This window comes from Sphingopyxis sp. RIFCSPHIGHO2_12_FULL_65_19 (assembly GCF_001830555.1).
In the GTDB taxonomy this organism is placed as follows: domain Bacteria; phylum Pseudomonadota; class Alphaproteobacteria; order Sphingomonadales; family Sphingomonadaceae; genus Sphingopyxis.
In genome coordinates, this window is record NZ_MIAM01000008.1 from 18,402 (window position 1) to 39,864 (window position 21,463).

At 65.0% G+C, this 21,463-nt stretch carries 20 protein-coding genes; 18 read left to right on the forward strand and 2 right to left on the reverse strand.

Going from position 1 to position 21,463, the window contains the following annotated elements; genetic code table 11:
• From infB to rbfA, 3 genes are all read left to right on the forward strand, one after another.
• Nucleotides 1-1,825: translation initiation factor IF-2 (gene infB / locus A3E77_RS01760; RefSeq protein ID WP_293643189.1), on the forward strand; the 1,825-nt coding region annotated here is incomplete at its 5' end.
• 36 nt (nt 1,826-1,861) lie between these two features.
• Nucleotides 1,862-2,419 carry a DUF1697 domain-containing protein gene (locus A3E77_RS01765; RefSeq protein ID WP_293643190.1) on the forward strand — a complete coding sequence of 186 codons (558 nt, stop codon included), beginning with the start codon at nt 1,862-1,864 and terminating at the stop codon, nt 2,417-2,419.
• Nucleotides 2,416-2,829: a 30S ribosome-binding factor RbfA gene (rbfA, locus tag A3E77_RS01770; RefSeq protein ID WP_293643191.1), complete on the forward strand. Its 414-nt coding sequence runs from the start codon at nt 2,416-2,418 to the stop codon at nt 2,827-2,829. Before A3E77_RS01765 ends, rbfA begins: the two co-directional genes overlap by 4 nt.
• 59 nt (nt 2,830-2,888) lie before the next feature.
• Here the strand turns inward: rbfA and A3E77_RS01775 are convergent, their stop codons facing one another.
• Nucleotides 2,889-4,310 (reverse strand): WS/DGAT/MGAT family O-acyltransferase, encoded by a 1,422-nt coding sequence (locus A3E77_RS01775; RefSeq protein ID WP_293643192.1) that lies wholly within the window; start codon nt 4,308-4,310, stop codon nt 2,889-2,891.
• A 123-nt stretch (nt 4,311-4,433) separates the two neighbouring features.
• On the opposite strand from A3E77_RS01775, the gene A3E77_RS01780 reads away from it, so the two are divergent.
• The 7 genes from A3E77_RS01780 (at nt 4,434) to A3E77_RS01810 (ending at nt 10,781) form a co-directional block, all read left to right on the forward strand.
• The gene (locus tag A3E77_RS01780) at nt 4,434-5,036 is read left to right on the forward strand and encodes a thymidine kinase (RefSeq protein ID WP_293643193.1); all 603 of its coding nucleotides are present in this window, start codon (nt 4,434-4,436) and stop codon (nt 5,034-5,036) included.
• Complete coding sequence (locus tag A3E77_RS01785; RefSeq protein WP_293643194.1) at nt 5,029-5,571, forward strand: GNAT family N-acetyltransferase; 543 nt, start codon at nt 5,029-5,031, stop codon at nt 5,569-5,571. The genes A3E77_RS01780 and A3E77_RS01785 overlap by 8 nt, the downstream gene beginning before the upstream one ends.
• 66 nt (nt 5,572-5,637) lie before the next feature.
• Nucleotides 5,638-6,060 (forward strand): DUF6491 family protein, encoded by a 423-nt coding sequence (locus A3E77_RS01790; RefSeq protein ID WP_293643195.1) that lies wholly within the window; start codon nt 5,638-5,640, stop codon nt 6,058-6,060.
• Nucleotides 6,061-6,091: 31 nt separating this feature from the next.
• Nucleotides 6,092-7,048 (forward strand): tRNA pseudouridine(55) synthase TruB, encoded by a 957-nt coding sequence (truB, locus tag A3E77_RS01795; protein ID WP_293643196.1) that lies wholly within the window; start codon nt 6,092-6,094, stop codon nt 7,046-7,048.
• Between the two features lie 26 nt (nt 7,049-7,074).
• A complete protein-coding gene (gene rpsO / locus A3E77_RS01800) occupies nt 7,075-7,344 on the forward strand; it encodes a 30S ribosomal protein S15 (protein WP_293643197.1) in 270 nt (89 codons plus the stop codon).
• A gap of 192 nt (nt 7,345-7,536) precedes the next feature.
• On the forward strand, nt 7,537-9,849 hold the full coding sequence (pnp, locus tag A3E77_RS01805) for a polyribonucleotide nucleotidyltransferase (protein WP_293643198.1): 2,313 nt from the start codon (nt 7,537-7,539) through the stop codon (nt 9,847-9,849).
• A 104-nt stretch (nt 9,850-9,953) separates the two neighbouring features.
• Nucleotides 9,954-10,781, forward strand: a complete 828-nt coding sequence (locus A3E77_RS01810) for a hypothetical protein (protein ID WP_293643199.1) — start codon at nt 9,954-9,956, stop codon at nt 10,779-10,781.
• A gap of 103 nt (nt 10,782-10,884) precedes the next feature.
• On the opposite strand, the gene A3E77_RS01815 is transcribed toward A3E77_RS01810, so the two are convergent.
• Nucleotides 10,885-11,577 (reverse strand): hypothetical protein, encoded by a 693-nt coding sequence (locus A3E77_RS01815; protein ID WP_293643200.1) that lies wholly within the window; start codon nt 11,575-11,577, stop codon nt 10,885-10,887.
• Between the two features lie 128 nt (nt 11,578-11,705).
• On the opposite strand from A3E77_RS01815, the gene A3E77_RS01820 reads away from it, so the two are divergent.
• From A3E77_RS01820 to ligA, 8 genes are read left to right on the forward strand one after another with little or no spacing between them, the layout of a single operon-like run.
• Complete coding sequence (locus A3E77_RS01820; protein ID WP_293643201.1) at nt 11,706-13,766, forward strand: TonB-dependent receptor domain-containing protein; 2,061 nt, start codon at nt 11,706-11,708, stop codon at nt 13,764-13,766.
• The gene (locus tag A3E77_RS01825; protein WP_293643202.1) at nt 13,766-14,887 is read left to right on the forward strand and encodes a PepSY-associated TM helix domain-containing protein; all 1,122 of its coding nucleotides are present in this window, start codon (nt 13,766-13,768) and stop codon (nt 14,885-14,887) included. The genes A3E77_RS01820 and A3E77_RS01825 overlap by 1 nt, the downstream gene beginning before the upstream one ends.
• 52 nt (nt 14,888-14,939) lie before the next feature.
• A complete protein-coding gene (locus A3E77_RS01830) occupies nt 14,940-15,662 on the forward strand; it encodes a peptidylprolyl isomerase (RefSeq protein ID WP_293643203.1) in 723 nt (240 codons plus the stop codon).
• A gap of 60 nt (nt 15,663-15,722) precedes the next feature.
• Nucleotides 15,723-16,517, forward strand: coding sequence for an outer membrane protein assembly factor BamD (locus tag A3E77_RS01835; protein WP_293643204.1), 795 nt, complete (start codon nt 15,723-15,725; stop codon nt 16,515-16,517).
• A gap of 44 nt (nt 16,518-16,561) precedes the next feature.
• Entirely contained in the window at nt 16,562-18,232 is a 1,671-nt protein-coding gene (recN, locus tag A3E77_RS01840; protein ID WP_293643205.1) for a DNA repair protein RecN, read from the forward strand.
• Nucleotides 18,229-18,915: a GNAT family N-acetyltransferase gene (locus tag A3E77_RS01845; RefSeq protein ID WP_293643206.1), complete on the forward strand. Its 687-nt coding sequence runs from the start codon at nt 18,229-18,231 to the stop codon at nt 18,913-18,915. The genes recN and A3E77_RS01845 overlap by 4 nt, the downstream gene beginning before the upstream one ends.
• Nucleotides 18,912-19,307 (forward strand): putative quinol monooxygenase, encoded by a 396-nt coding sequence (locus A3E77_RS01850; protein WP_293643207.1) that lies wholly within the window; start codon nt 18,912-18,914, stop codon nt 19,305-19,307. Before A3E77_RS01845 ends, A3E77_RS01850 begins: the two co-directional genes overlap by 4 nt.
• Complete coding sequence (ligA, locus tag A3E77_RS01855; protein ID WP_293643208.1) at nt 19,304-21,448, forward strand: NAD-dependent DNA ligase LigA; 2,145 nt, start codon at nt 19,304-19,306, stop codon at nt 21,446-21,448. The genes A3E77_RS01850 and ligA overlap by 4 nt, the downstream gene beginning before the upstream one ends.
• The last annotated feature ends 15 nt before the right edge of the window (nt 21,449-21,463 follow it).

Consider the following 21,463-nt stretch of genomic DNA (forward strand, 5'->3'; position numbering starts at 1 on the left):
GGCGCTGAAGCGCGCCCGCGAAAAGGAAAAACGTTCGCATACCGCCTCGTCGGGGCCGCGTGAGAAGCAGGTCCGCGAAGTCGTCGTGCCCGAAAGCATCACGGTGCAGGAACTCGCCAACCGCATGGCCGAAAAGGGCAGCGACCTGGTCAAGGCGCTGTTCAAGATGGGCAGTCCGGTCACGATCAACCAGGCGATCGATCAAGATACCGCCGAACTGCTCGTCACCGAGTTCGGGCACGAGATCAAGCGTGTCAGCGAAGGCGATATCGACATCCGCCACGACGAGGATGTCGACGACGCCGCGCAGCTCAAGCCGCGTGCGCCGGTCGTCACGATCATGGGCCATGTCGATCATGGCAAGACCAGCCTGCTCGACGCGCTGCGCGGCGCGAATGTGCAGGCGGGCGAAGCCGGCGGCATTACGCAGCATATCGGCGCCTATCAGGTGAAGACCCCCGACGGCTCGCTCGTTACCTTCCTTGATACGCCGGGCCACGAAGCCTTCACCGAAATGCGTCAGCGCGGTGCCAACGTCACCGACATCGTCATCCTGGTGGTGGCTGCCGACGACGGGCTGAAGCCGCAGTCGATCGAGGCGATCAATCATGCGAAGGCGGCGGGCGTCCCGATCATCGTCGCGATCAACAAGGTCGACAAGGAAGGCGCCAATCCGCAGCGCGTCCGCGAACGCCTGCTCGAACATGAGCTGGTGGTCGAGGAAATGGGCGGCGACGTGCAGAATGTCGAAGTCTCGGCGCTGAAGAAGACCGGCCTCGACAAGCTGCTCGACGCGATCGCGGTGCAGGCCGAGATCATGGAGCTGAAAGCCAACCCCGACCGCGCCGCCGAAGGGACGGTGATCGAAGCGAAGCTCGACAAGGGCCGCGGCCCGGTCGCCACGATCCTCGTCCGCCGCGGGACGCTGAAGGTCGGGGACATCTTTGTCTGCGGCGCCGAAAGCGGCCGCGTGCGTGCGCTGGTCGACGATCATGGCAAGCAGATCAAGGAAGCCGGTCCGTCGATGCCGGTCGAGGTCCTCGGCCTCGGCGGCGTCCCGATGGCGGGCGATACGCTGACCGTCGTCGAGAATGAGGCGCGCGCCCGCGAGGTCGCCGCCTATCGCCAGGAACAGGCGACGCGCAAGCGCACCGTGCAGGCGCCGGTCAGTCTGGAAGGCATGTTCGAGGCACTGGCCGACAAGGCGAACGTCATCCAGTATCCGGTGGTCATCAAGGGCGATGTCCAGGGCAGCGTCGAGGCGATCGTCAATGCGCTGAACAAGATATCGACCGACGAGATCAAGGTCCGCGTGCTCCAGGCGGGCGCCGGCGCGATCACCGAAGGCGATGTGACGCTCGCGGCGGCGACGGGAGCCCCGATCATCGGCTTCAACGTCCGCCCCAACGCCAAGGCGCGCGATATCGCAAAGCGCGAAAAGGTGCGCTTCATGTATCATGACGTCATCTATCACCTGACCGACGAGGTCCGGAAGGAAATGGCGGGCGAACTGGGGCCCGAGCGGATCGAAAATGTCGTCGGGCGCGCCGAGGTCAAGGATGTCTTCCCCGCCGGCAAGCGCGACAAGGCCGCAGGCCTGCTCGTGCTCGAAGGCGTCATCCGCAAGGGGCTGCACGCACGCCTCACGCGCGACGACGTCATCGTTTCGGCGACGACGATCTCGTCGCTGCGCCGTTTCAAGGACGATGTCGCCGAAGTGCGCGCCGGCCTGGAGTGCGGCGTCGTGCTGGCGGATACGAACGACATCAAGGCGGGCGACCACCTCGAAGTCTTTGAAGTCGAACTGCGCGAACGGACGCTGTAACCGGCGTCCGCTTCGCAGGGCGGTGGAGGCCACGCTATGGCTCGCTATGTGGCGCTGTTCGGCAGCATCAATGTCGGCGGTAACCGGCTGACGATGGCCGACCTGCGCGCCGCGTTCGAGGCCGAGGGGTTCCGCGATGTCGAAACTGTCGTTGCCAGCGGCAACGTCATCTTTTCCTACCCCACGCGCCCGACGCGCGGGCTGGAGGAAAAGCTAACGCTGATGGTCGACGATCGGTTCGACATGACCGCCGCGGCGCTGGTGCGGAGCCGGGACGAGCTGGCGGCCGCGATTGCCGACAATCCGTTCGCGGGCACGAACGAAGATCGGTTCGTCCACACGATGTTCCTCGACGGCCAGCCGACCGCGGCACAGTTCGACGCGCTGGCCGCCGACAAGTGGATCAGGCCGAACGAACGCATCGCGCTCGGCGACCGCGCGCTCTATGTCGACTATGGCGACGGTGCGGGCGACAGCAAACTGACCGCGCGGATGATCGAACGCCGGTTGGAGTGCAAGGGCACGGCGCGCAACATGCGGTCGATCGCCCGGATCGTCGACAAGCTCGACCAGTTGGAGAAAACACGCCCATGAAGACCGAAAAGGACCGGAAAAAGGACAACGGCCCCTCGGTGCGCGTGCTGCGCGTTGGCGAACAGGTGCGCCATATCCTCTCTGAAATCCTCGCGCGCGGCGACGTTCACGACGACCAGTTGGCGAAGCAGCCGGTGAGCATCACCGAAGTGCGTATGTCGCCGGACCTGCGCCACGCGACGGTGTTCGTGAAATCGCTGCTCGGCAAGGATGAGGAAGCGGTGCTCAAGGCGCTGCGCACCAACACCGCCTGGCTGCAAAAGAGCGTCGCCGAAAAGATGAGCATGAAATATGCCGCAAAGCTGAAATTCCTCGCCGACGAAAGCTTTGACGAGGCAAGCCATATCGACAAATTGCTGCGCGATCCGAAGGTGGCGCGGGATTTGGAGGGTGGCGAGGGCGAAGCCTGAGGCTGGCCCAACAGATTTCCGTCATCCCGGCCTTCGCGGGGACGACGGTGTGAAGAAGTCTATCTCTTCGCCTTGATCCCCGCCGCCGCTTCCAGCTCGACCAGCGCCTCTTCCAGATAGTCGATCATCCGCTGCGCGTGCGGCACGCTGCGGCGACACGCCGTGATGCCGAAGTCGATATTCTTGTTGTTCGACACCTGCGTGATGTTCATCGCCATGCCGTCCACCGGAATGGACGCAGGATACATGCCGTCCAGCCGCGCGCCGTTCCAGTACATCTGCTCGCGCGGGCCGGGGACGTTCGAGATCGTCACCGAATATGCGGGAAATTTGTCGGCGGTGCGCGTCAGCGCGGTCAGCATCATCGGGAAGCTGGTGATGGCGGTATAGAGCTGGATCTGTGCCGCGGTCATCGCCCGCAGCTGCGCTTTCGCCGAATTCATCGATTCCTGGATCATCGCCATCCGCGTCGCCGGGTCGTCGATATGCGTCGCCAGATTGGCGGTCACCGACGCAACCGAATTGCCCGAATCGACGTCATCCTTGGGTCGGATCGATACCGGCGCCATGGCTTTCAACGGCTTGTCTGGCAGTTCGTTCAGCGATTGCAGATATTTGCGCATCGCCCCCGCGCACATGCCCAGCACCGCGTCGTTGATCGTCCCGTCATAGGCCTTGCCCATCGCGCGCACGCGCTCCAACGACCAGCTTTGCGCGACGAAGCGCCGCGCGCCGGTGATATTGCGGTTGAAACTGGTGCGCGGCACGCCCGCAAAGGGGGTGCTCAGGCCGTCGCCGCCGATCCCGAACATCGCCGCCAGATACTGGTTCATCGCCTTGGTCACCCCGACGCTGTTTCCCCACTGCTCTTTCAGGAAATCACCGATCGCCTTGATGTCGGTCAGGTTTGGGCGCGACGGCTTTTTCGGCGTCGGGAACTGGCGTTTATAGGCTTCATAGGCTTCGACCGACAGCGGCGAGAAGGCCCGCCGCTCGTCCGGGTCGGCGGACAGCATCGAATTATAGAAATGGATGCTCGCCGCGCCGTCCATCAACGCATGATGCACCTTCTTGAACGTCGCGATCTGCCGGTTCGGCAGGCCCGATATCAGCGTGATTTCCCACAAGGGGCGGGTGCGGTCGAGCAGGCCCGAATGGAGCCGCGAGGCGAGCTCGAACATTTCGCGATAGCGTCCCGGCTTGGGCAGCGCCGCGGCGCGGACGTGATAGTGCATGTCGATGTCGCGGTCGGGTTCCAGCCGGATCGGGCCATATTGGCCGAATGGCGTCAGTTTCAGCACTTCGCTGAACGGCCGCCGAAGCCCCTCGGATTGCCGGAGCAGCGCGAGCTGTTCGTTCAGCCACTCCGTTTCGTCGACCTTGTCGGGAAGCGTGTAAAGATTGATGCCGCCGATGTGCATCGGGGTTTCGCGGCTTTCCCCCCACAGGAACATCGCGTCGGTCACCGGCATCAGTCGCATCGCAGCTCTCCCCACTGTTTATGCTGCATCTTTTGGTGCGCAGCATGACAGCGGCGGGGGGGGAGTCAAGCCGCGGCCCAATTCGACGGTGACGAGGGTCGACAGGCAGGTTATCGCGCGGACATGGCAAAGCTCTATTTCTATTACGCCAGCATGAATGCCGGCAAGTCGACCACGCTGCTTCAGGCGGATTTCAACTATCGCGAGCGCGGCATGGAAACGATGCTGTGGACCGCCGCGCTCGACGATCGTTACGGCGCGGGCCAGGTGACCAGCCGGATCGGGCTGATCGCCGACGCGCATAAGTTCGATCCCGACAGCGACATGTTCGCCGCCGTGACCGCCGAGCATCGCGAACGCCCGCTCGCCTGCGTGCTCGTCGACGAAGCGCAGTTCCTGACGCGGGCGCAGGTGCTGGACTTGGCACGGCTTGCCGACGAGGCGGGCATCCCAGTGCTCTGCTATGGCCTGCGCACCGACTTTTCGGCCGAGCTGTTTCCGGGTTCCGCCGCCTTGCTCGGCATCGCCGACGCGCTGGTTGAGCTCAAAGCCGTGTGCGAATGCGGGCGAAAGGCAACAATGAACCTGCGCGTCGACGAACAGGGCCGCGCGGTGGTCGAGGGCGCGCAGACCGAAATCGGCGGCAACGATCGCTATGTCGCAATGTGCCGCCGCCACTTCATGGCGAAGCGGCGCGAAGCCGCGGACGCGCGCGCCGATGCTTGATCGGCTCTACGTCGACCTCGCCGATGGCGATCTGAAGCTCGTCAGGCTGAGCGCGGCGCACCGCGAGGCGCTGCGCGCCGTCTGCGCCGCCGACGCCGATATCTGGACGATCTATTCGTCGAGCTTTGGCCCCGATCATTTCGACACCAGCTTCGCCGCGCTGATCGGCGGGGGCGGCCGCATGCCTTATGCGATCCTGGCCGGCGACCGCCTGGTCGGCATGACCGCGTGGCTGCGTCCCGACGTGTCGGCGCAGACGGTCGAGGTCGGGAACAGCTTCATCGACCCCGCCGTCCGCGGGACAGGGTTGAACGACCGGGTGAAGCGGCTGATGCTCGATCATGCCTTTGCGGTCGGGGTCCGCCGCATCGAGTTTCGCATCGACGAACGCAACGGGCGCAGCCAGGCGGCGGTCGCCAAGCTGGGGTGCACAAAGGAGGGCGTCCTGCGGTCGGAGCGGATCACTTGGACCGGCCATGTCCGTGATACCGGGCTCTGGTCGCTGCTCGCGGACGAGTGGGCCGCGCGTTCGTAGGTTTTTTTGCCTCTACGCGTGGTTGGGTCAGCATGGGTTCAGCCGCGCCGGTCTATCCGATTCGCAATGAAATCGAATCTCGCACTCTCCCTGGCCGCCATGCTGCTTCCCCTTTCTGCGGCGGCGGCCATCGAGCCTGCTTCCCAGGCATCGACTGACGAACCCCGCGCGCTCGGCGTCGAATCGAGCATTGTCTTTCCCAGCGACAGCTCGATCCGCAACTGGAAGGCCGACGGCAATCGCGGCATCTGGATTCAGGATCGCCGCCGCGACTGGTATTATGGCACATTCGCCGGCTATTGCCGCGACGTCGATTTCGCCCAGGCGATCGGTGTCGAAACGCGCGGCGCCGGGCGGCTCGACCGTTTTTCCTCGATCATCGTGCGCGGCGAAAGCTGCCCGCTGACCTCGTTCGTCACGTCCGACGGGCCGCCGTCCAGGAAGGACAGGGCCGCGGCGAAAAAGGCCGAAGCGTCGGCCGAAAATTGACAGTCCTGCCTCCGGGCCATAGCGGCGCTGAATGAACGGCTGGATCATTCTCGACAAACCCGTGGGACTCGGTTCGACGCAGGCAGTCGGCGCGGTGAAGCGCGTGTGCCGTGAGGCGGGGCTGGGCAAGGTCAAGGTCGGCCATGGCGGGACGCTCGATCCGCTGGCGTCGGGGGTGTTGCCCATCGCGCTGGGCGAGGCGACGAAATTGTGCGGACGAATGCTCGATGCGAGCAAGATTTACGACTTTACCGTGACGTTCGGGACCGAGACCGCCGGGCTCGATGCCGAAGGGGAGGTTGTCGCGACGAGCGGTGTGCGGCCGACGCTGGCGGACGTTAAAGCGGTGCTGCCGCGTTTCACCGGAGCGATCGAACAAGTGCCGCCCGCTTACTCGGCGATCAAGATCGACGGGCAACGCGCCTATGACCGGGCGCGCAAGGGCGAAGAGGTCGAGATGAAGGCGCGAGCGGTGACGATCCACTCGCTTCGTCATGCCGGACTTGATCCGGCATCCATGCCAGAGTCCGATGAATGGACCCCGGATCAAGTCCGGGGTGACGAAAGGGGGGAAGGGCGGCTTGAATCCATCACCCTCACCGCGCATGTCTCGAAAGGCACCTATATCCGCAGCCTCGCGCGCGACATCGCACATGCCGTCGGCACCGTCGGCCATGTCACGATGCTCCGCCGCACCAGGGCGGGGCCATTCGGCCTCGAACAGGCGATTTCGCTGGACAAATTGAACGCGTTCGGCCAAGGGGCCGCGCAATCAGAAGTATTTCTGCCGCTTGAGGCAGGGCTGGTCGACATCCCGGCTCTGAACCTTTCCCCGGAAGCGGTAGGGGCGATCCGTCAGGGTCGCGTCTGGACCGGGTGTAGCACGGATGACGGGCTCTATTGGGGAAGGGACAGCGAACAGCGTCCCGTCGCCCTGATCGAGGTTTTGGCGGGAACGCTGAAGGTCGTCCGGGGCTTCAATCTGTAAGCAAGGATGTTCGAGGAAAAGAGTTTATGTCGATTACCGCCGAGCGCAAAGCCGAAGTCATCAAGGACAATGCCCGCGAAAAGGGTGATACCGGATCGCCGGAAGTCCAGGTTGCGATCCTGACCGACCGCATCAACAACCTGACCGATCACTTCAAGGCGAATCACAAGGACAACCACAGCCGCCGCGGCCTTCTGATGATGGTCAACAAGCGCCGTAGCCTCCTCGACTATCTGAAAAAGAAGGACGAGGCCCGCTATTCGGCACTGATCGCGAAGCTGGGTCTCCGCAAATAAGAATTTCTGGCGGCCCCGGTTTTCCGGGGCCGCTGTCATATTGGCTCCGCGCAAAATGCCGGACCACAGGGCCGCTCCCGCATTCGGCGGGGCCGCCATCGGGGCAGACAGACGCCCTAGACCGCCCCGGGCCGGATTGCCCGGAATCAGAGGCCCCGCCCGGCATAGGGCCCGGCGGGCGAAGGAAACCACATGTTTGACGTGAAAAAAGTATCGATCGAGTGGGGCGGTGAAACGCTGACGCTCGAAACGGGCAAGGTTGCCCGTCAGGCCGATGGCGCGGTTGTCGCGACGCTCGGCGAAACGATGGTCCTGGCCGCGGTCACCGCCGCCAAGACGGTCAAGGAAGGGCAGGACTTCTTCCCCCTGACTGTCCACTATCAGGAAAAATATTCGGGCGCGGGCCGCATTCCCGGCGGCTTTTTCAAGCGCGAGCGCGGCGCGACCGAAAAGGAAACGCTGGTTTCGCGTTTGACCGATCGTCCGATCCGTCCGCTGTTCCCCGAAGGTTTCTATAACGAAATCAACGTCATTGCCCAGGTTCTGAGCTATGACGGCCACAACGAGCCCGACATTCTGGCGATGGTCGCCGCGTCGGCTGCGCTTACCATTTCGGGCGTGCCCTTCATGGGCCCGATCGGCGCCGCGCGCGTCGGTTATGTCGATGGCGAATATATCCTGAACCCGACCGACGCGCAGGTTGTCGAAGGCGACCTCGACCTGGTCGTCGCTGCGACGTACGACGCAGTGATGATGGTCGAATCCGAAGCCAATGAGCTGTCGGAAGAGATCATGCTCGGCGCCGTGCTGTTCGCGCACGACGCGTGCAAGGAGGTCGTCAAGGCGATCGTGAAGCTGGCCGAACAGGCTGCCAAGGATCCCTGGGACATGGCCGAACAGGCCGACCTGACCGCGGCCAAGGACAAGCTGAAGAAGCTGATCGGCAAGGACATCGCCGCCGCGTACAAGCTGACCGACAAATCGGCCCGCTCGAACGCGCTGAACGAAGCCCGTGCCAAGGCCAAGGAAGCTTTCGCCGACGCCGCGCCGCAGGACCAGATGGCCGCCGGCAAGCTGATGAAGAAGCTGGAAGCCGAAATCGTTCGCGGCGCCATCCTGAAGGACGGCAAGCGCATCGACGGCCGCACGACGACGCAGATTCGTCCGATCGTGGCCGAAACGCACTTCCTGCCCCGCGCGCATGGCTCGGCGCTGTTCACGCGCGGCGAGACGCAGACGATCGCGACCTGCACCTTGGGCACCAAGGACAGCGAGCAGATGATCGACGGCCTGAACGGCCTCAGCTACTCGAACTTCATGCTGCACTATAACTTCCCGCCCTATTCGGTCGGTGAAGTGGGTCGTTTCGGGGCGCCCAGCCGCCGCGACATCGGCCATGGCAAGCTCGCCTGGCGCGCGCTGCACGCGGTGCTGCCGACGAAGGACGAGTTCCCCTATACCATCCGCATCACCAGCGACATCACCGAGTCGAACGGCTCGTCGTCGATGGCGTCGGTTTGCGGCGGTTCGCTTGCCATGATGGACGCCGGCGTTCCGCTGAAGCGTCCGGTTTCGGGTATTGCGATGGGCCTGATCCTCGAAGGCAAGGATTTTGCGATCCTGTCCGACATCCTGGGCGACGAAGATCACCTTGGCGACATGGACTTCAAGGTCGCGGGCACGTCCGAAGGCATCACCACGATGCAGATGGACATCAAGATCGCGGGCATCACGCGCGAGATTTTTGAAGCTGCTCTGAACCAGGCCAAGGAAGGCCGCGCGCACATCCTCGGCGAAATGGCGAAGGCGCTGGGCGAAGCCCGCACCGAGCTGTCGGCGCACGCGCCGCGCATCGAAACGATGCAGATCGACAAGGCGAAAATCCGCGACGTCATCGGCACCGGCGGCAAGGTGATCCGCGAGATCGTCGCGACCACCGGCGCCAAGGTCGACATCGACGACGAAGGCCTGATCAAGATCTCGTCGAGCGATCTCGACCAGATCGAGGCTGCCCGCAAGTGGATCAGCGGCATTGTCGAGGAAGCCGAAGTCGGCAAGATCTATGACGGCAAGGTCGTCAACCTGGTCGATTTCGGGGCGTTCGTGAATTTCATGGGCGGCAAGGACGGCCTGGTCCACGTCAGCGAAATCGCCAACGAGCGCGTCGAGAAGGTCGCTGACGTCCTGAGCGAAGGCCAGGAAGTCAAGGTCAAGGTTCTCGAGATCGACCAGCGCGGCAAGGTTCGCCTGTCGATGCGCGTCGTCGATCAGGAAACCGGCGAAGAACTGGAAGACACCCGCCCGGCGCGCGAACCGCGCGGCGACCGCGGACCGCGCCGCGACGGTGAAGGCCGTGGCGATCGTGGCCCGCGTGGCGGCGGTGGCCGTGATCGCGGCCCGCGCCGCGACGGCGGCGGCGAAGGCCGCGGCGACCGTGGCCCGCGCCGCGAACGCAGCGAAGGTCCGGAAGACCAGGGTCATGTGCCCGACTTCCTGAAGGACTAAGCGCTTCGATTATCGGACAAGAGAAGGGGCTGCCGAGAGGCGGCCCCTTTTTTTTGGCGCCGCCAATGTTAGGAATGGAGCAAATTGGCAGGGGGCGTGGGCCGATGCGTAAATGGGCGATGCTGTGTCTGGGGGCCGCCGCGATTGCCGTGTCGGGCCTCGTCGGTGTCCCGACCAGCGCCTGTGCCTGCGTCGGCCCGATGCCCGACAGCGAATTGCGCGCCTTGATCCAAAAGGCCGACAAAGGCGACGTTCGCGCCACGGGGCAAGTCTGGCAGGAATATGCCCTCGTTCGCGAGGATGTGCGGCGCGGCAAGATTTGGGCGAGCCGTGCCATCCGTGTCGGCGACCCCGATACGATGGAGTTCATGTCCGACAAGTGGATGTGGGAAGGCCAGCGCACCCCGGAAAAACGGTACAAGCTGGTTTTCTACGATGCCGCGATCCGTTTGCTGGAGAACGGCTATCGCAATCGCAACATGCTTTCCACATGCGATGCGGGCGGTATGAACGAGCGATATTTTTACGTCGCGCAGCTTCGCAGCGCCCGCGCCGCACTCGAAACCGCGCGCAGCGGACCTTCCATATGGATTCAGCGCGCAGGCAAAGGCAGTTCATCGGCCGCTTATCATGTTGCCAACCATTATTTCTGGGTCGAACTCGATCAGACGCGACGCGGCCAGTGGGAGCGCCGCGCGTCCGAACTTGGCGACCCCATGTATGCCGGGCGCATCGTCGACCAAAGACCAGAGGCCGATGACATGCGCGACATCGACCGCGCCCTCCGGCAGAAGGTCGTCATTGCCAGGCTGGGCGATCGCTGGGTCCAGCATGCCGTGACGGCGGAGCTTCAGCAGCGCATGGTTCTGACGCGCCATTTTGCGAGCGGTAAGAGCGGGAAGCCAAAAGGACTGAGCTGCACCAACGCCTAGGGTCCAGGCCCTAAGAACCGCGCGGCGCGTGCCGCTTGGCTCGATGGCAATAAAGACGCAACTGGTCAGCCCGCGGCGGCATCGTGGGGGCGCTTCGGTCGAATTATTTTGTTTCGATCCCCGCGATCCGGTTCCCGGCATCTTCGCGATAGAGCGACCAGTCGGCAGGGCATTTGTTCACCGCCCTGGGCAGGCCCTGCATGCCTTCGGTGATCCAGCAATCGTTGAAGATCGAGCAATAGCAGGACCGGACTTTGAGCTTCCATCGCTCCTTGTTCAGCGCCTGCCACACTTTTTCGGATGCGGCGCTGCGCGGGAAGCTGACGAATTCGATGGTTTCGCCGGGCCGCACGGCAATCCCGGTCGAGGGTGACGTCGAAAAGCGCAGCGCGCGCGGCTCGGCTTGGGTGCAGCACGTCCTCAGCAATTCGAGCGGAGTGCTGATCGGCTTGCCCTCATAGCGGATTTCGATGGGGCCCAGGATTGCGGGACCGACGCCATTGTTGGTCAGCGTCAGCGCGATATCCTGATTGCCTTCCTCGTCCCCGTTGCTCGTCCCGAATGTGACGAAGGGCATGACGCCGCCGGTCTGCATCTTCTGCGTCGCATCAGCCTGGACGAACGCAAACCAGGCGAGCGCGAGCGAAGCGATCAGTGCGGGCAAGCCGATCAGGAAATGGGCGACCGTGATGAACGGCAGATAGCGCAGGAAGCGCGAGCCGATTTCGGCGGCTGGCGGGGCGGGTGCGGGGACGGTCGGTTCCGGCGCGGCGTCGGGTTTCGGCGTCTCGGTCATCATGGCTCTCCATCGGGTCCCGCCGCTGCCTAACGCGCCTTTTTCCATTTTCCAATCCGCGCTGTTGTTGACAATGGTTCGCAATAGCGACTAGGCCGCCCGCGAACATGTAACCTGTGGGGGCCTCGATGAAAATTCGCACCAAGATCCTGATGAGCTGCGCCACCGCGCTCGCGCTGGCAAGCCATGCCGCCCAAGCGGAGGAAGGCGAAGCCGCATCGACGGGCGACATCGTCGTGGTCGGTGCGCTGACCGACGTCGAGATCGACCGCGAGGAAATCGAGATCATCCAGGCGAACGACCTGGCCGACCTGTTCCGCGGCGTTCCGTCGGTATCGGTCGGTGGCGGGGTCGGGGTGGCGCAGAAGATATATGTCCGCGGGCTCGAGGATTCGTTGCTGAACGTGACGATCGACGGGGCGCCGCAGCGCGGCACGCTGTTCCACCATATCGGCCGCGTGACGATCGAGCCCGAACTGCTGGAAACCGTCGATGTCCAGGCCGGCCCGGGCGAGGCAACCGCGGGGTTCGGCGCGGTCGGCGGGGCGATTCGCTTCCGCACGCGCAACGCCGTCGACATGTTGCAGGATGGCCGCGACATCGGCGGCATCGCAAAGGCCGGCTGGTTCAGCAACGACGGTTATAAGCTGAGCGGCACCGTCTTTGGCCGCATCGCCGGCGATATCGGTATCCTCGCCTCCTACGTCCATGTGAACCGTGACCCCTATCGGGATGGCGACGGGGTGCGCCAGCTTGCGACCGGGGCCGAGCAGAATCTGGGGTTTGTGAAGGTCGGCGGCGAACTGGGCGGCGGTCACCGCGTCACCGCCAGCTACGAACAGCGGCGCGAAAGCGGCCGCTTCGGCCAGCGGCCGAATTGGCCCGTGCTCGCCGGTGATCGCCTGTTCGAGGCCAGGGGCAAGCGGCAGACCGCCGTGCTGAACTATGGCTATGAAGGCGACAGCGGCGTGGGTGTCGAGGCGACGGGATATTGGACGCGCACCAATTTCTCGCAGGATCGCTTCGATCGCTGGGGGCTCTATGGCGCCGAAATCGAAACCTGGGGCTTCGACGTTCGCGCCAGGTTTGCGATCGCGAACCACGACATCACCGTCGGTGCCGAGCATCGCCGCGACGAAGTGACGAGCGAATATCTTGGCGATCCGGCGATGTGGCAGCCGTGGGCATGGGACCCTGCGGTCGGCCGTTTCGTTGAAAAAGGGTCGCTGATGGGCGTCTATGTCCAGGACCATTGGCGCGCCGCCGAACCGCTGCTGATCAGCTTTGGCGCGCGTTACGACGCCTATGACCTTGACCAGACGACCTATCGCACCGGCACGAAGAGCGACGGGCTGAGCTTCAATGTCGGTGCCGAGCTGGAGCTTGTGCCGGGCCTCAGCGTCAATGCCGGTTTCGCAGAGGCGTTTCGCGGCAAGGAAATCGGCGATGCCTTCACGCTGGAAAAGCGTCCGGGGCGCCTGTCGCTGTCGCCGACGCTCCGGCCCGAACGCGTCGATAACATCGAAGGCGGCGTGAAATATGATCTTGGCGGCTTCACCGCGTCGGCGGTCTATTATGAGATGACGATCGACGAAGTCATCCTCGACCAGCTGGGGCGCGACGCCGCGCAGCCGATCCAGGACGCGGTCTATTACGAGAATGTCGGCAAGTTCAAATCGAAGGGCATCGAGCTGCGCGCCGGGTATCGCGCTGGCCCCTTCAGCATCGACGGCTATTATAATCACTATGATTCGCGGCTGAACGGCAACCGGATCGAGGGTTATGAGCATATCGCGCTCGGCAATTCGATGGGGGACAATTGGTCGGTGACCGCCGGTTTCCAGCCGAACGATCATGTCAATTTCCGCGCCAGCCTGACCCGCTATGACGATCTCGACAATATCGAGGTGCTGTTTCGCGAGGTGCAGCTTTATCCCGACGATATTTCGGAAACGCAGTTCATCGACAAGCCCGGCTATACCACGGTCGACCTGTTCGGCAGCTGGCGCCCGTTCGGGACCGATCGGCTGGAATTGCAAGCGGCGGTCTATAACCTCTTCGACAAGCGCTATATCGCGCATGCCAGCGTCGCGGATTACGGCCAGATCGGCCTGCCCGATTATGCGATCGTGTCGGGGCTGCCCGAACCGGGCCGCAACGTCCGCCTGACCGCGTCTATTCGCTTCTGATGGCTGGCGCGGCCGTCCGGCGGCGGCCGCGCCATGCGCTGAAGCTGTGGCACCGCTGGTTCGGGCTCCTCGCCGGGCTGTGGCTTGCGCTGCTCGCGCTCACCGGCATCGCGGTCACCTTTTACGATGAACTCGACAGCGCGCTGAACGCCGATTGGCGGACGGTGCCCGCATCGGCGGAGCGCGCGCCCATCGGCGATGCGGTTGCCGCGGCCGAACGCGCGCTGCCCGGCTTTGCCCCGAACATGATCGAGCTGCCGGGCCATGCCAAGGACAGCCTGTGGATGATGGGCCGCATGTCCGTCGCGGGCGGCCAGCGGCCGGTGCAGGTCTTTGCCGATCCGCGCGACGGGTCGATCCTTGGCTGGCGCGAAAGCGGCGCGATCATTTTCGACCGCCGCCATGCGATGGACATCCTCTACGGCCTGCATATCGACCTGCTCGCGGGACCCTGGATGACCTGGTTCTTCGGGCTCGTGTCGCTGCTGTGGGTCATCGATCACGCGATCGCGGCGATGCTGTCCTTTCCCAAAGGCATGCACTGGCTGCGCGCGTTTCGTACCCAGGGGCGGCGCGGCAGCCTGAAGCGGCTGTTCGATTCGCACCGCGCGTGGGGCCTCTGGTTCCTGCCCGTAACGCTTGTCCTCGCGGTGACGGGCGTCACGCTCGCCTGGCCCGACGACAGCCGCGAGGCGGTCGCGCTCGTCTCGCCAATCAGCGGCCGCCTCCACGAAAGCATGGCCGACGTGCCGCAGGGCGGGGCGCGGACGATCGGCGTCGATGCGGCGATGGCGAAGATTATCCGCGACACCGGCGGGCGCGTCCACAGCGTCCGGCTGTTTCCCGATCATGGAGTGTATGCGGTGCGCACGTTCGACGCGCGCGATCGCGACGACCAGGGGCGGCTGTGGCACTATGTCGCGATGGACGACGGGCGGATCACCGGGACGCGGCATGACAATGGCACCAGCGCCGGCGACCAATTCTTTGCCTGGCAATATCCGCTCCATTCGGGAAAGGCGTTCGGGCTCGGCGGGCGCTTGCTGGTGCTGTTCGGTGGTATCGTGTCGCTCTGGCTGTGTCTCAGCGGGGTCAGGCTGTGGTGGCGTCGTCGGCGATGAGGCGCGGCAAAAAGGCTCGCGCTCGCCGCCGCTTTGCGCTTAATATCGGGCCATGCTGACGATATTTCCCGCTTTTGTCCTGGCGGCAGCGCAGATGGCGCCTGCTACCGTCCCGGCGCCCGCGCCGCGCCCGCAAACCGTGCGACCGATGATGGCGCCGCCGCCGCCACCGCCGCCGCTGCCCGTCCCGCAGGTCGAGGCGCCCGAAACGCGCCCCCATGTCGCGCTGGTGACCGACGCGGGCACGATCATCGTTCGGATCGAGAATAAACGCGCGCCGGTCACGGCCGCAAATTTCCTCCGCTATGTCGATACCAAGCGGATGGACGGGTTCAAATTCTATCGCTCGACGAAAAGCTGGGGTCCGGCGAACCAGCTTGTCCAGGCAGGCAATCGCGGCGACGCGCGCAAGAATTTTCCGCCGATCGCGCATGAACCGACAAAGGCCACCGGCCTGACCAACTGCAAGGGTGCGCTGTCGATGGCGCGGCTCAACCCCGGCGATGCGACAAGCGATTTTTTCCTGCTGCTGTCGGACATCAAGGGTTTCGATTCGGAAGCCGTCGGCGGCGACGGCGCGGGCTTCGCGGTGTTTGGCGAAATCGTCGCCGGCGCCGACGTCGCTGCGGCAATCTTCAACGCCCCGATCTCGCCCACCGCGGGCGAGGGGGTGATGGTCGGCCAGATGCTCGACCCGCAAGTGACGATCAAGACCGCCCGCCGCGTTCCCGCACCGGCCGACGCGCCCAAGGGGTGCGTCGTAAAAGCGCCGTAACGCGGCGCCGGACCCCATCATTTATTTTGCGTTCATCCGCGCTGTGGCTATACCGCGCGCATGACTCAACATGCCCCTTCGCGCGCGACCCTGCGCCTGCTCGCCGCCGCACTTGCGATTACCCCCATGCTGGCGGCCTGTGCCGGGGGCGGCAATGTCAAAAAGGATACGCGTTACGTCGCCCGCGACGTCAATACGCTGTACCGCGCGGCGCAGGACCGGCTCGATCGCGGCCAATATGGCCTCGCAGCGGCGCTGTTCGACGAGGTCGAGCGCCAGCATCCCTATTCGCCCTGGGCACGCCGCGCGCAGCTGATGAGCTCGTTCAGCTATTATATGGACCGCGAATATACCCCCGCGATCGAGGCCGCGCAGCGATTTCTGGCGATCCATCCGGGCAACAAGGATGCGCCCTACGCTTATTATCTGATCGGCCTCAGCTATTATGAGCAGATCAGCGACGTGACGCGCGACCAGAAGATCACGCAGCAGGCGCAGGCCGCGCTGGGCGAAGTGATCCGCCGTTATCCCGACAGTCGCTATGCCTCCGACGCACGGCTCAAGGTCGACCTAGTTCAGGATCACCTTGCAGGCAAGGAAATGGAGATCGGCCGTTTCTACCAGCGCAGCTCGAACTGGCTTGCGGCATCGATCCGCTTTCGCGAGGTCGTCGACAAATATCAGACGACGAGCCACGCCGCGGAGGCCCTCTATCGCCTGACCGAATGCTATCTGGCGCTCGGCATCCCGGCGGAGGCGAAAAAATCGGCCGCCGTGCTGGGTGCCAACTATCCGGGCAATGAATGGTATGAGCGCGCCTATAAGCTGATGCAGAAGAACGCCCCGAGCGCTTGATACTGCGCATAGATTCTGCCTTTGTTCTGCGGTAAGGGCGGGACATGCTGACGGCGCTTTCCATCGCCAATATCGTTCTGATCGAACGGCTCGACCTGGATTTCGAGCGTGGGCTGGGCGTGCTGACCGGGGAAACGGGGGCGGGCAAGTCGATCTTGCTCGATGCGCTCGGCCTTGCGCTCGGCGCCCGCGCCGACAGCGCGCTGGTGCGACAGGGCAGCGGGCAGGCACAGGTCACCGCGAGTTTCGCGGCGCCCGCATCGGGGACGCCGCTCGCCGCATTGCTTGCCAATAACGACATTGTGCTGGAACCGGGCGAACCGTTGCTCGTCCGCCGCTCGCTCAAGGCCGATGGCGGCAGCCGTGCCTTCCTCAACGATCAGCCGTGCTCGGCCGCCCTGTTGCGCGAAATCGGCGGCTATCTGGTCGAAATTCACGGCCAGCACGATGATCGCGGCCTGCTCGCGCCCGCGGGGCATCGCGCGCTGCTCGACGCCTATGCCCGCGCCGACACGCGCGGCGTCGGCGCGGCCCATGCCGCGTGGCGCGCTGCCGAAGAAAAGCTTCACGCTGCCCAGGCCGCCATCGCCGAAGCCGAGCGCGACCGCGAATGGCTCGAACATTGCGTCGCCGAGCTTCGGGCCCTTGCACCGCAACCCGGCGAGGACGCCGAACTGTCGGCAGCGCGCGCGGCGATGCAAAAGGGTGAGCGGCTCGCGGGCGACCTTGGCGCGATCATGGAAGCGTTCGAGGGCAGCGACAGCGGTCCGGCACAACTGCGCGGCGCGGCGCGGCGGCTCGACCGGCTGGCGGGCGACCATTCGCTGCTCGCCGAAGCGCTCGCCGCGCTCGACCGCGCGATCATCGAAGCGGAAGAGGCCGAGACCAAGCTGCATGAAGCCGCGCGTGCGATGGAATATGATCCCGAACGGTTGGAGGCGACCGAGACGCGGCTGTTCGAGCTACGTGCGATGGCGCGCAAGCACAATGTCCAGCCTGACGAACTGGCCGAACTGACCGGAACGCTCGCGGCGCGGCTCGACGCGATCGAGGGCGGCAGCGCCGGGCTCGCGAAACTCGAAAGTGCGGTGGCCGAAAGCGCCGCGGCTTACACCCACGCCGCGACCGCGCTGTCCGACCAGCGCAGCAAAGCGGCGGGGCGCCTGGACGCCGCCGTCGCGGGCGAACTGGTGCCGCTCAAGCTAGACGCCGCGCGCTTCCAGACGCTGGTCGAACGGCTGCCCGCCGAACGCTGGGGGCCGGAGGGCATGGACCGTGTCGAGTTTCTCATTTCGACCAATCCCGGCGCGCCCTTCGCACCGCTCGCCAAAATTGCATCGGGCGGCGAATTGTCGCGTTTCATCCTCGCGCTGAAGGTCGCGCTCGCCGAAGAGGGCGGCGCCGACACGATCATTTTCGACGAAATCGACCGCGGCGTCGGCGGCGCTGTTGCGAGCGCGATCGGCGAGCGGCTGGCAAGGCTGGCGGGCGCGGGCAAACAATTGCTCGCGGTGACGCACAGCCCGCAGGTTGCCGCCAAGGGCGCGGCGCATTTCATCATCGCCAAATCGAGCGAAGGCACAGTCACGCGCACCAGCGTCCACGCACTCGACGCCGCCGGGCGCCGCGAGGAAATCGCGCGAATGCTGTCGGGCGCCGAAGTGACTGCGGAAGCGCGCGCGCAAGCCGAAAGATTGCTGGAGGTGGTGGCATGACGGCGCCGCATCCCCTCGACCGACCCGTTTGGACCATGCTCACCGGCCGGCAGGCGCATCTTGCCGAGGGTGACGGCCAAGCGGTGCGGATCGATCGCGGTTATGGCGTTTTCGGCACCGCTGCGGACGCCGGCGCAGCGGCGCAAGCGGCACTGGCCGCACTGGTGCCCGACGACGGCGAAATCTGGATTGTCGAGGGCGAGCCGTGGCCGCTCCCTCGCGGCACGCGCGAGGTGAAGCGTGCGGTGCTGGCGCAGATGGTTGCCGAAGGGGCTCCGCCGCCGCCGCGCGACGGCGAACCCGCGATCCTCCCGCTCGGTGACGATGACGCGCCCGAAATGACCGCGCTTGCCGACCATGCCCGGCCCGGCCCGTGGGGGCCCAAAACGCATCGCTACGGGCCCTTTTTCGGGATTCGTGAAAACGGCCGCCTGCTCGCGATGGCGGGGCAGCGCATCCTGGTCCCCGGCATGGCCGAAGTCAGCGGGGTGTCGACATGGGCGGACTGCCGCGGCCGCGGCTATGCGCGCGCTTTGATCGGCCATGTCATGCGCCAGATGATGGCGCGCGGCGAGACGCCATTCCTCCACAGCTATGCCGACAATGCGGGCGCGATCGCACTCTATGAATCGCTCGGCTTTCGCATCCGGCGCGCGGTGCATGTTCTGGTGATCGCGAAATGAACCGGCGCGAGCATCTTGCCGCGCTGTTGGCGATGGCGGCCGTGCTGCTGCCGACGGGTCAATTGCAGGCGCTGGAGGCGCGAATGGAAGAGCTTGTTCCCGAATATGGCCTGATCGGCCAGATGATGGCGCAACCGGGGCAGCGCGCGGCGCTCGTCGCGATCCTGTCCGAAGGGACGGGATCGATGCCCGGCAATATGGGCTATCTGATCGGCGAGGACAGCGTGAATGCCGACGCGATCTGGATCGTCGAACTGTGGGAGAGCAAGGAAGCGCACGCCGCCTCGCTGAAGCTCCCCGCGGTGCAGGACGCGATCAAAAGGGGGCGCCCGCTTATCGCAGGATTTGGTACTCGCGCCGAATTCAAGCCGGTGGCAAAGACCGGTGCATGACCGAAATCGAATCGCTGTCCGAGGCCGATGCCGCCAATGAATTGATGCGGCTGGCGAAGCAGATCGCCCATCATAACAAACTCTATCACGCCGAGGATTCGCCCGAGATTTCGGATGCCGACTATGACGCGCTCGTTCGCCGCAACAACGCGATCGAGGAGGCTTTCTCGCATCTGATCCGCGCCGACAGCCCGAACCGGCTCGTCGGCGCCGCGGTCGAGGCGTCGCCGCTCGCCAAGGTCGCCCACGCGGTGCGGATGATGAGCCTCGACAACGCCTTTTCGGCGGAGGATGTCGAGGAATTCGCCGCGCGCGTGCGGCGTTTCCTCAACCTGGGTGCCGACGCGGTCGTCGCAATGACCGCCGAGGACAAGATCGACGGCCTCTCCTGCTCGCTGCGTTACGAGAAGGGCAAGCTGATCCAGGCGGCGACGCGGGGCGACGGCAGCGTCGGAGAGGATGTCACCGCGAACGTCCGCCACATCGCCGACATCCCGCAGGAATTAAGGGGCGATGCCCCCGACGTCTTCGAGATTCGCGGCGAGGTCTATATGGCGAAGGCCGATTTCACCGCGCTCAACGCGCGGCTGCTCGCCGAAGCCGAAGACCCGGAAAAGGCGCGCCAGTTCGCCAACCCGCGCAACGCTGCCGCCGGATCGCTGCGCCAAAAGGATGCGAGCGTCACCGCGTCGCGACCGCTGCGCTTCCTCGCGCATGGCTGGGGCGAGGTGAGCGCGCTGCCCGCCGATACGCAATATGCGGTGATGAAGGCGATCGAGGGCTGGGGCGTGCCCGTCTCGCCGCTCCTGAAACGCGCCGACAGCGTCGCCGCCCTCCTCGCGCACTATGCCGAAATCGAGCGCCGCCGCGCCGAGATGGACTATGATATCGACGGCGTCGTCTACAAGATCGACCGGCTCGACTGGCAGCAAAGGCTGGGCTTCGTCGCCAAGGCGCCGCGCTGGGCCATCGCGCATAAATTCCCCGCCGAACGCGCGCAGACCACATTGGAAGCGATCGACATCCAGGTCGGCCGCACCGGCAAGCTGACCCCCGTCGGCCGCCTCACCCCCGTCACCGTCGGCGGTGTCGTCGTCTCGAACGTCACGCTCCACAACCGTGACGAGATCGGCCGGTTGGGGGTGCGTCCCGGCGACCGTGTCGTCATCCAGCGCGCCGGCGACGTGATCCCGCAGGTCGTCGAAAACCTGACCCGCGACGACGATCGCGCGCCCTATATCTTCCCCGACCATTGCCCGGTGTGCGGCAGCGAGGCGGTCGCCGAAGAGGGCGAGGTCGATGTGCGCTGCACCGGCGGTCTCATCTGCAACGCACAGAAATTTGAGCGCCTGCGCCATTTCGTCAGCCGCGGGGCGCTCGACATCGAGGGGCTGGGCGAAAAGAGCATCGCCGAGTTTCTGGAGCTTGGCTGGCTCGACAAGGGGCCCGCCGACATCTTCCGGCTGAAGAAGCATCGCGCCGACCTGCTCGGCCGCGAAGGCTGGAAGGAAAAGTCGGTCGACAATCTCTTCGCCGCGATCGAGGCGAAACGCGCGCCTGATGCGGCGCGCCTGCTCTTCGGCCTCGGCATCCGTCACGTCGGCGCCGTCACGGCACGCGATTTGCTCAAGGGGCTGGGCGACATAAGGCGCCTCCCGGAAAAGGCGGCCGAAATCCAAGCCTATCTGGAAGCGAACCCGCAGGGCGAGGGCGAATCCGAGGGCAAATTCGTCGCGCGGAAGATGGACGCAATCAAAGCGATCCTGGAAGTGCGCGCTGACGGCATCGGCCCGGCGGTCGCCGAGGCGCTCACCGATTTCTTCCACGAACCGCACAACCGCGATTTGTGGAACGACCTCCTCTCCGAAGTGTCACCGCCGCTCTACGTCGTCGAAACGCGGACAAGCGAGGTGTCAGGGATGACCGTCGTTTTCACCGGCAAGCTTGAGACGATGAGCCGCGACGAAGCCAAGGCACAGGCCGAAGCGCTCGGCGCCAAGGCTGCGGGCAGCGTCAGCGCAAAGACCGACCTCGTCGTTGCCGGGCCGGGCGCGGGGTCGAAGCTCAAGCAGGCAAGCGCGCTCGGCATCAAGGTGATCGACGAGGCTGATTGGGCCAAGATTGTCGCCGCGGCCGTATAGGGCAATCGGTCCACT

Coding starts and splice junctions, on each gene's coding strand:
- A3E77_RS01765 (WP_293643190.1), top strand. CDS start 1,862: ATGGCTCGCTATGTGGCGCTGTTCGGCAGCATCAATGTCGGCGGTAAC.
- rbfA (WP_293643191.1), top strand. CDS start 2,416: ATGAAGACCGAAAAGGACCGGAAAAAGGACAACGGCCCCTCGGTGCGC.
- A3E77_RS01775 (WP_293643192.1), bottom strand. CDS start 4,310: ATGCGACTGATGCCGGTGACCGACGCGATGTTCCTGTGGGGGGAAAGC.
- A3E77_RS01780 (WP_293643193.1), top strand. CDS start 4,434: ATGGCAAAGCTCTATTTCTATTACGCCAGCATGAATGCCGGCAAGTCG.
- A3E77_RS01785 (WP_293643194.1), top strand. CDS start 5,029: ATGCTTGATCGGCTCTACGTCGACCTCGCCGATGGCGATCTGAAGCTC.
- A3E77_RS01790 (WP_293643195.1), top strand. CDS start 5,638: ATGAAATCGAATCTCGCACTCTCCCTGGCCGCCATGCTGCTTCCCCTT.
- truB (WP_293643196.1), top strand. CDS start 6,092: ATGAACGGCTGGATCATTCTCGACAAACCCGTGGGACTCGGTTCGACG.
- rpsO (WP_293643197.1), top strand. CDS start 7,075: ATGTCGATTACCGCCGAGCGCAAAGCCGAAGTCATCAAGGACAATGCC.
- pnp (WP_293643198.1), top strand. CDS start 7,537: ATGTTTGACGTGAAAAAAGTATCGATCGAGTGGGGCGGTGAAACGCTG.
- A3E77_RS01810 (WP_293643199.1), top strand. CDS start 9,954: ATGCGTAAATGGGCGATGCTGTGTCTGGGGGCCGCCGCGATTGCCGTG.
- A3E77_RS01815 (WP_293643200.1), bottom strand. CDS start 11,577: ATGACCGAGACGCCGAAACCCGACGCCGCGCCGGAACCGACCGTCCCC.
- A3E77_RS01820 (WP_293643201.1), top strand. CDS start 11,706: ATGAAAATTCGCACCAAGATCCTGATGAGCTGCGCCACCGCGCTCGCG.
- A3E77_RS01825 (WP_293643202.1), top strand. CDS start 13,766: ATGGCTGGCGCGGCCGTCCGGCGGCGGCCGCGCCATGCGCTGAAGCTG.
- A3E77_RS01830 (WP_293643203.1), top strand. CDS start 14,940: ATGCTGACGATATTTCCCGCTTTTGTCCTGGCGGCAGCGCAGATGGCG.
- A3E77_RS01835 (WP_293643204.1), top strand. CDS start 15,723: ATGACTCAACATGCCCCTTCGCGCGCGACCCTGCGCCTGCTCGCCGCC.
- recN (WP_293643205.1), top strand. CDS start 16,562: ATGCTGACGGCGCTTTCCATCGCCAATATCGTTCTGATCGAACGGCTC.
- A3E77_RS01845 (WP_293643206.1), top strand. CDS start 18,229: ATGACGGCGCCGCATCCCCTCGACCGACCCGTTTGGACCATGCTCACC.
- A3E77_RS01850 (WP_293643207.1), top strand. CDS start 18,912: ATGAACCGGCGCGAGCATCTTGCCGCGCTGTTGGCGATGGCGGCCGTG.
- ligA (WP_293643208.1), top strand. CDS start 19,304: ATGACCGAAATCGAATCGCTGTCCGAGGCCGATGCCGCCAATGAATTG.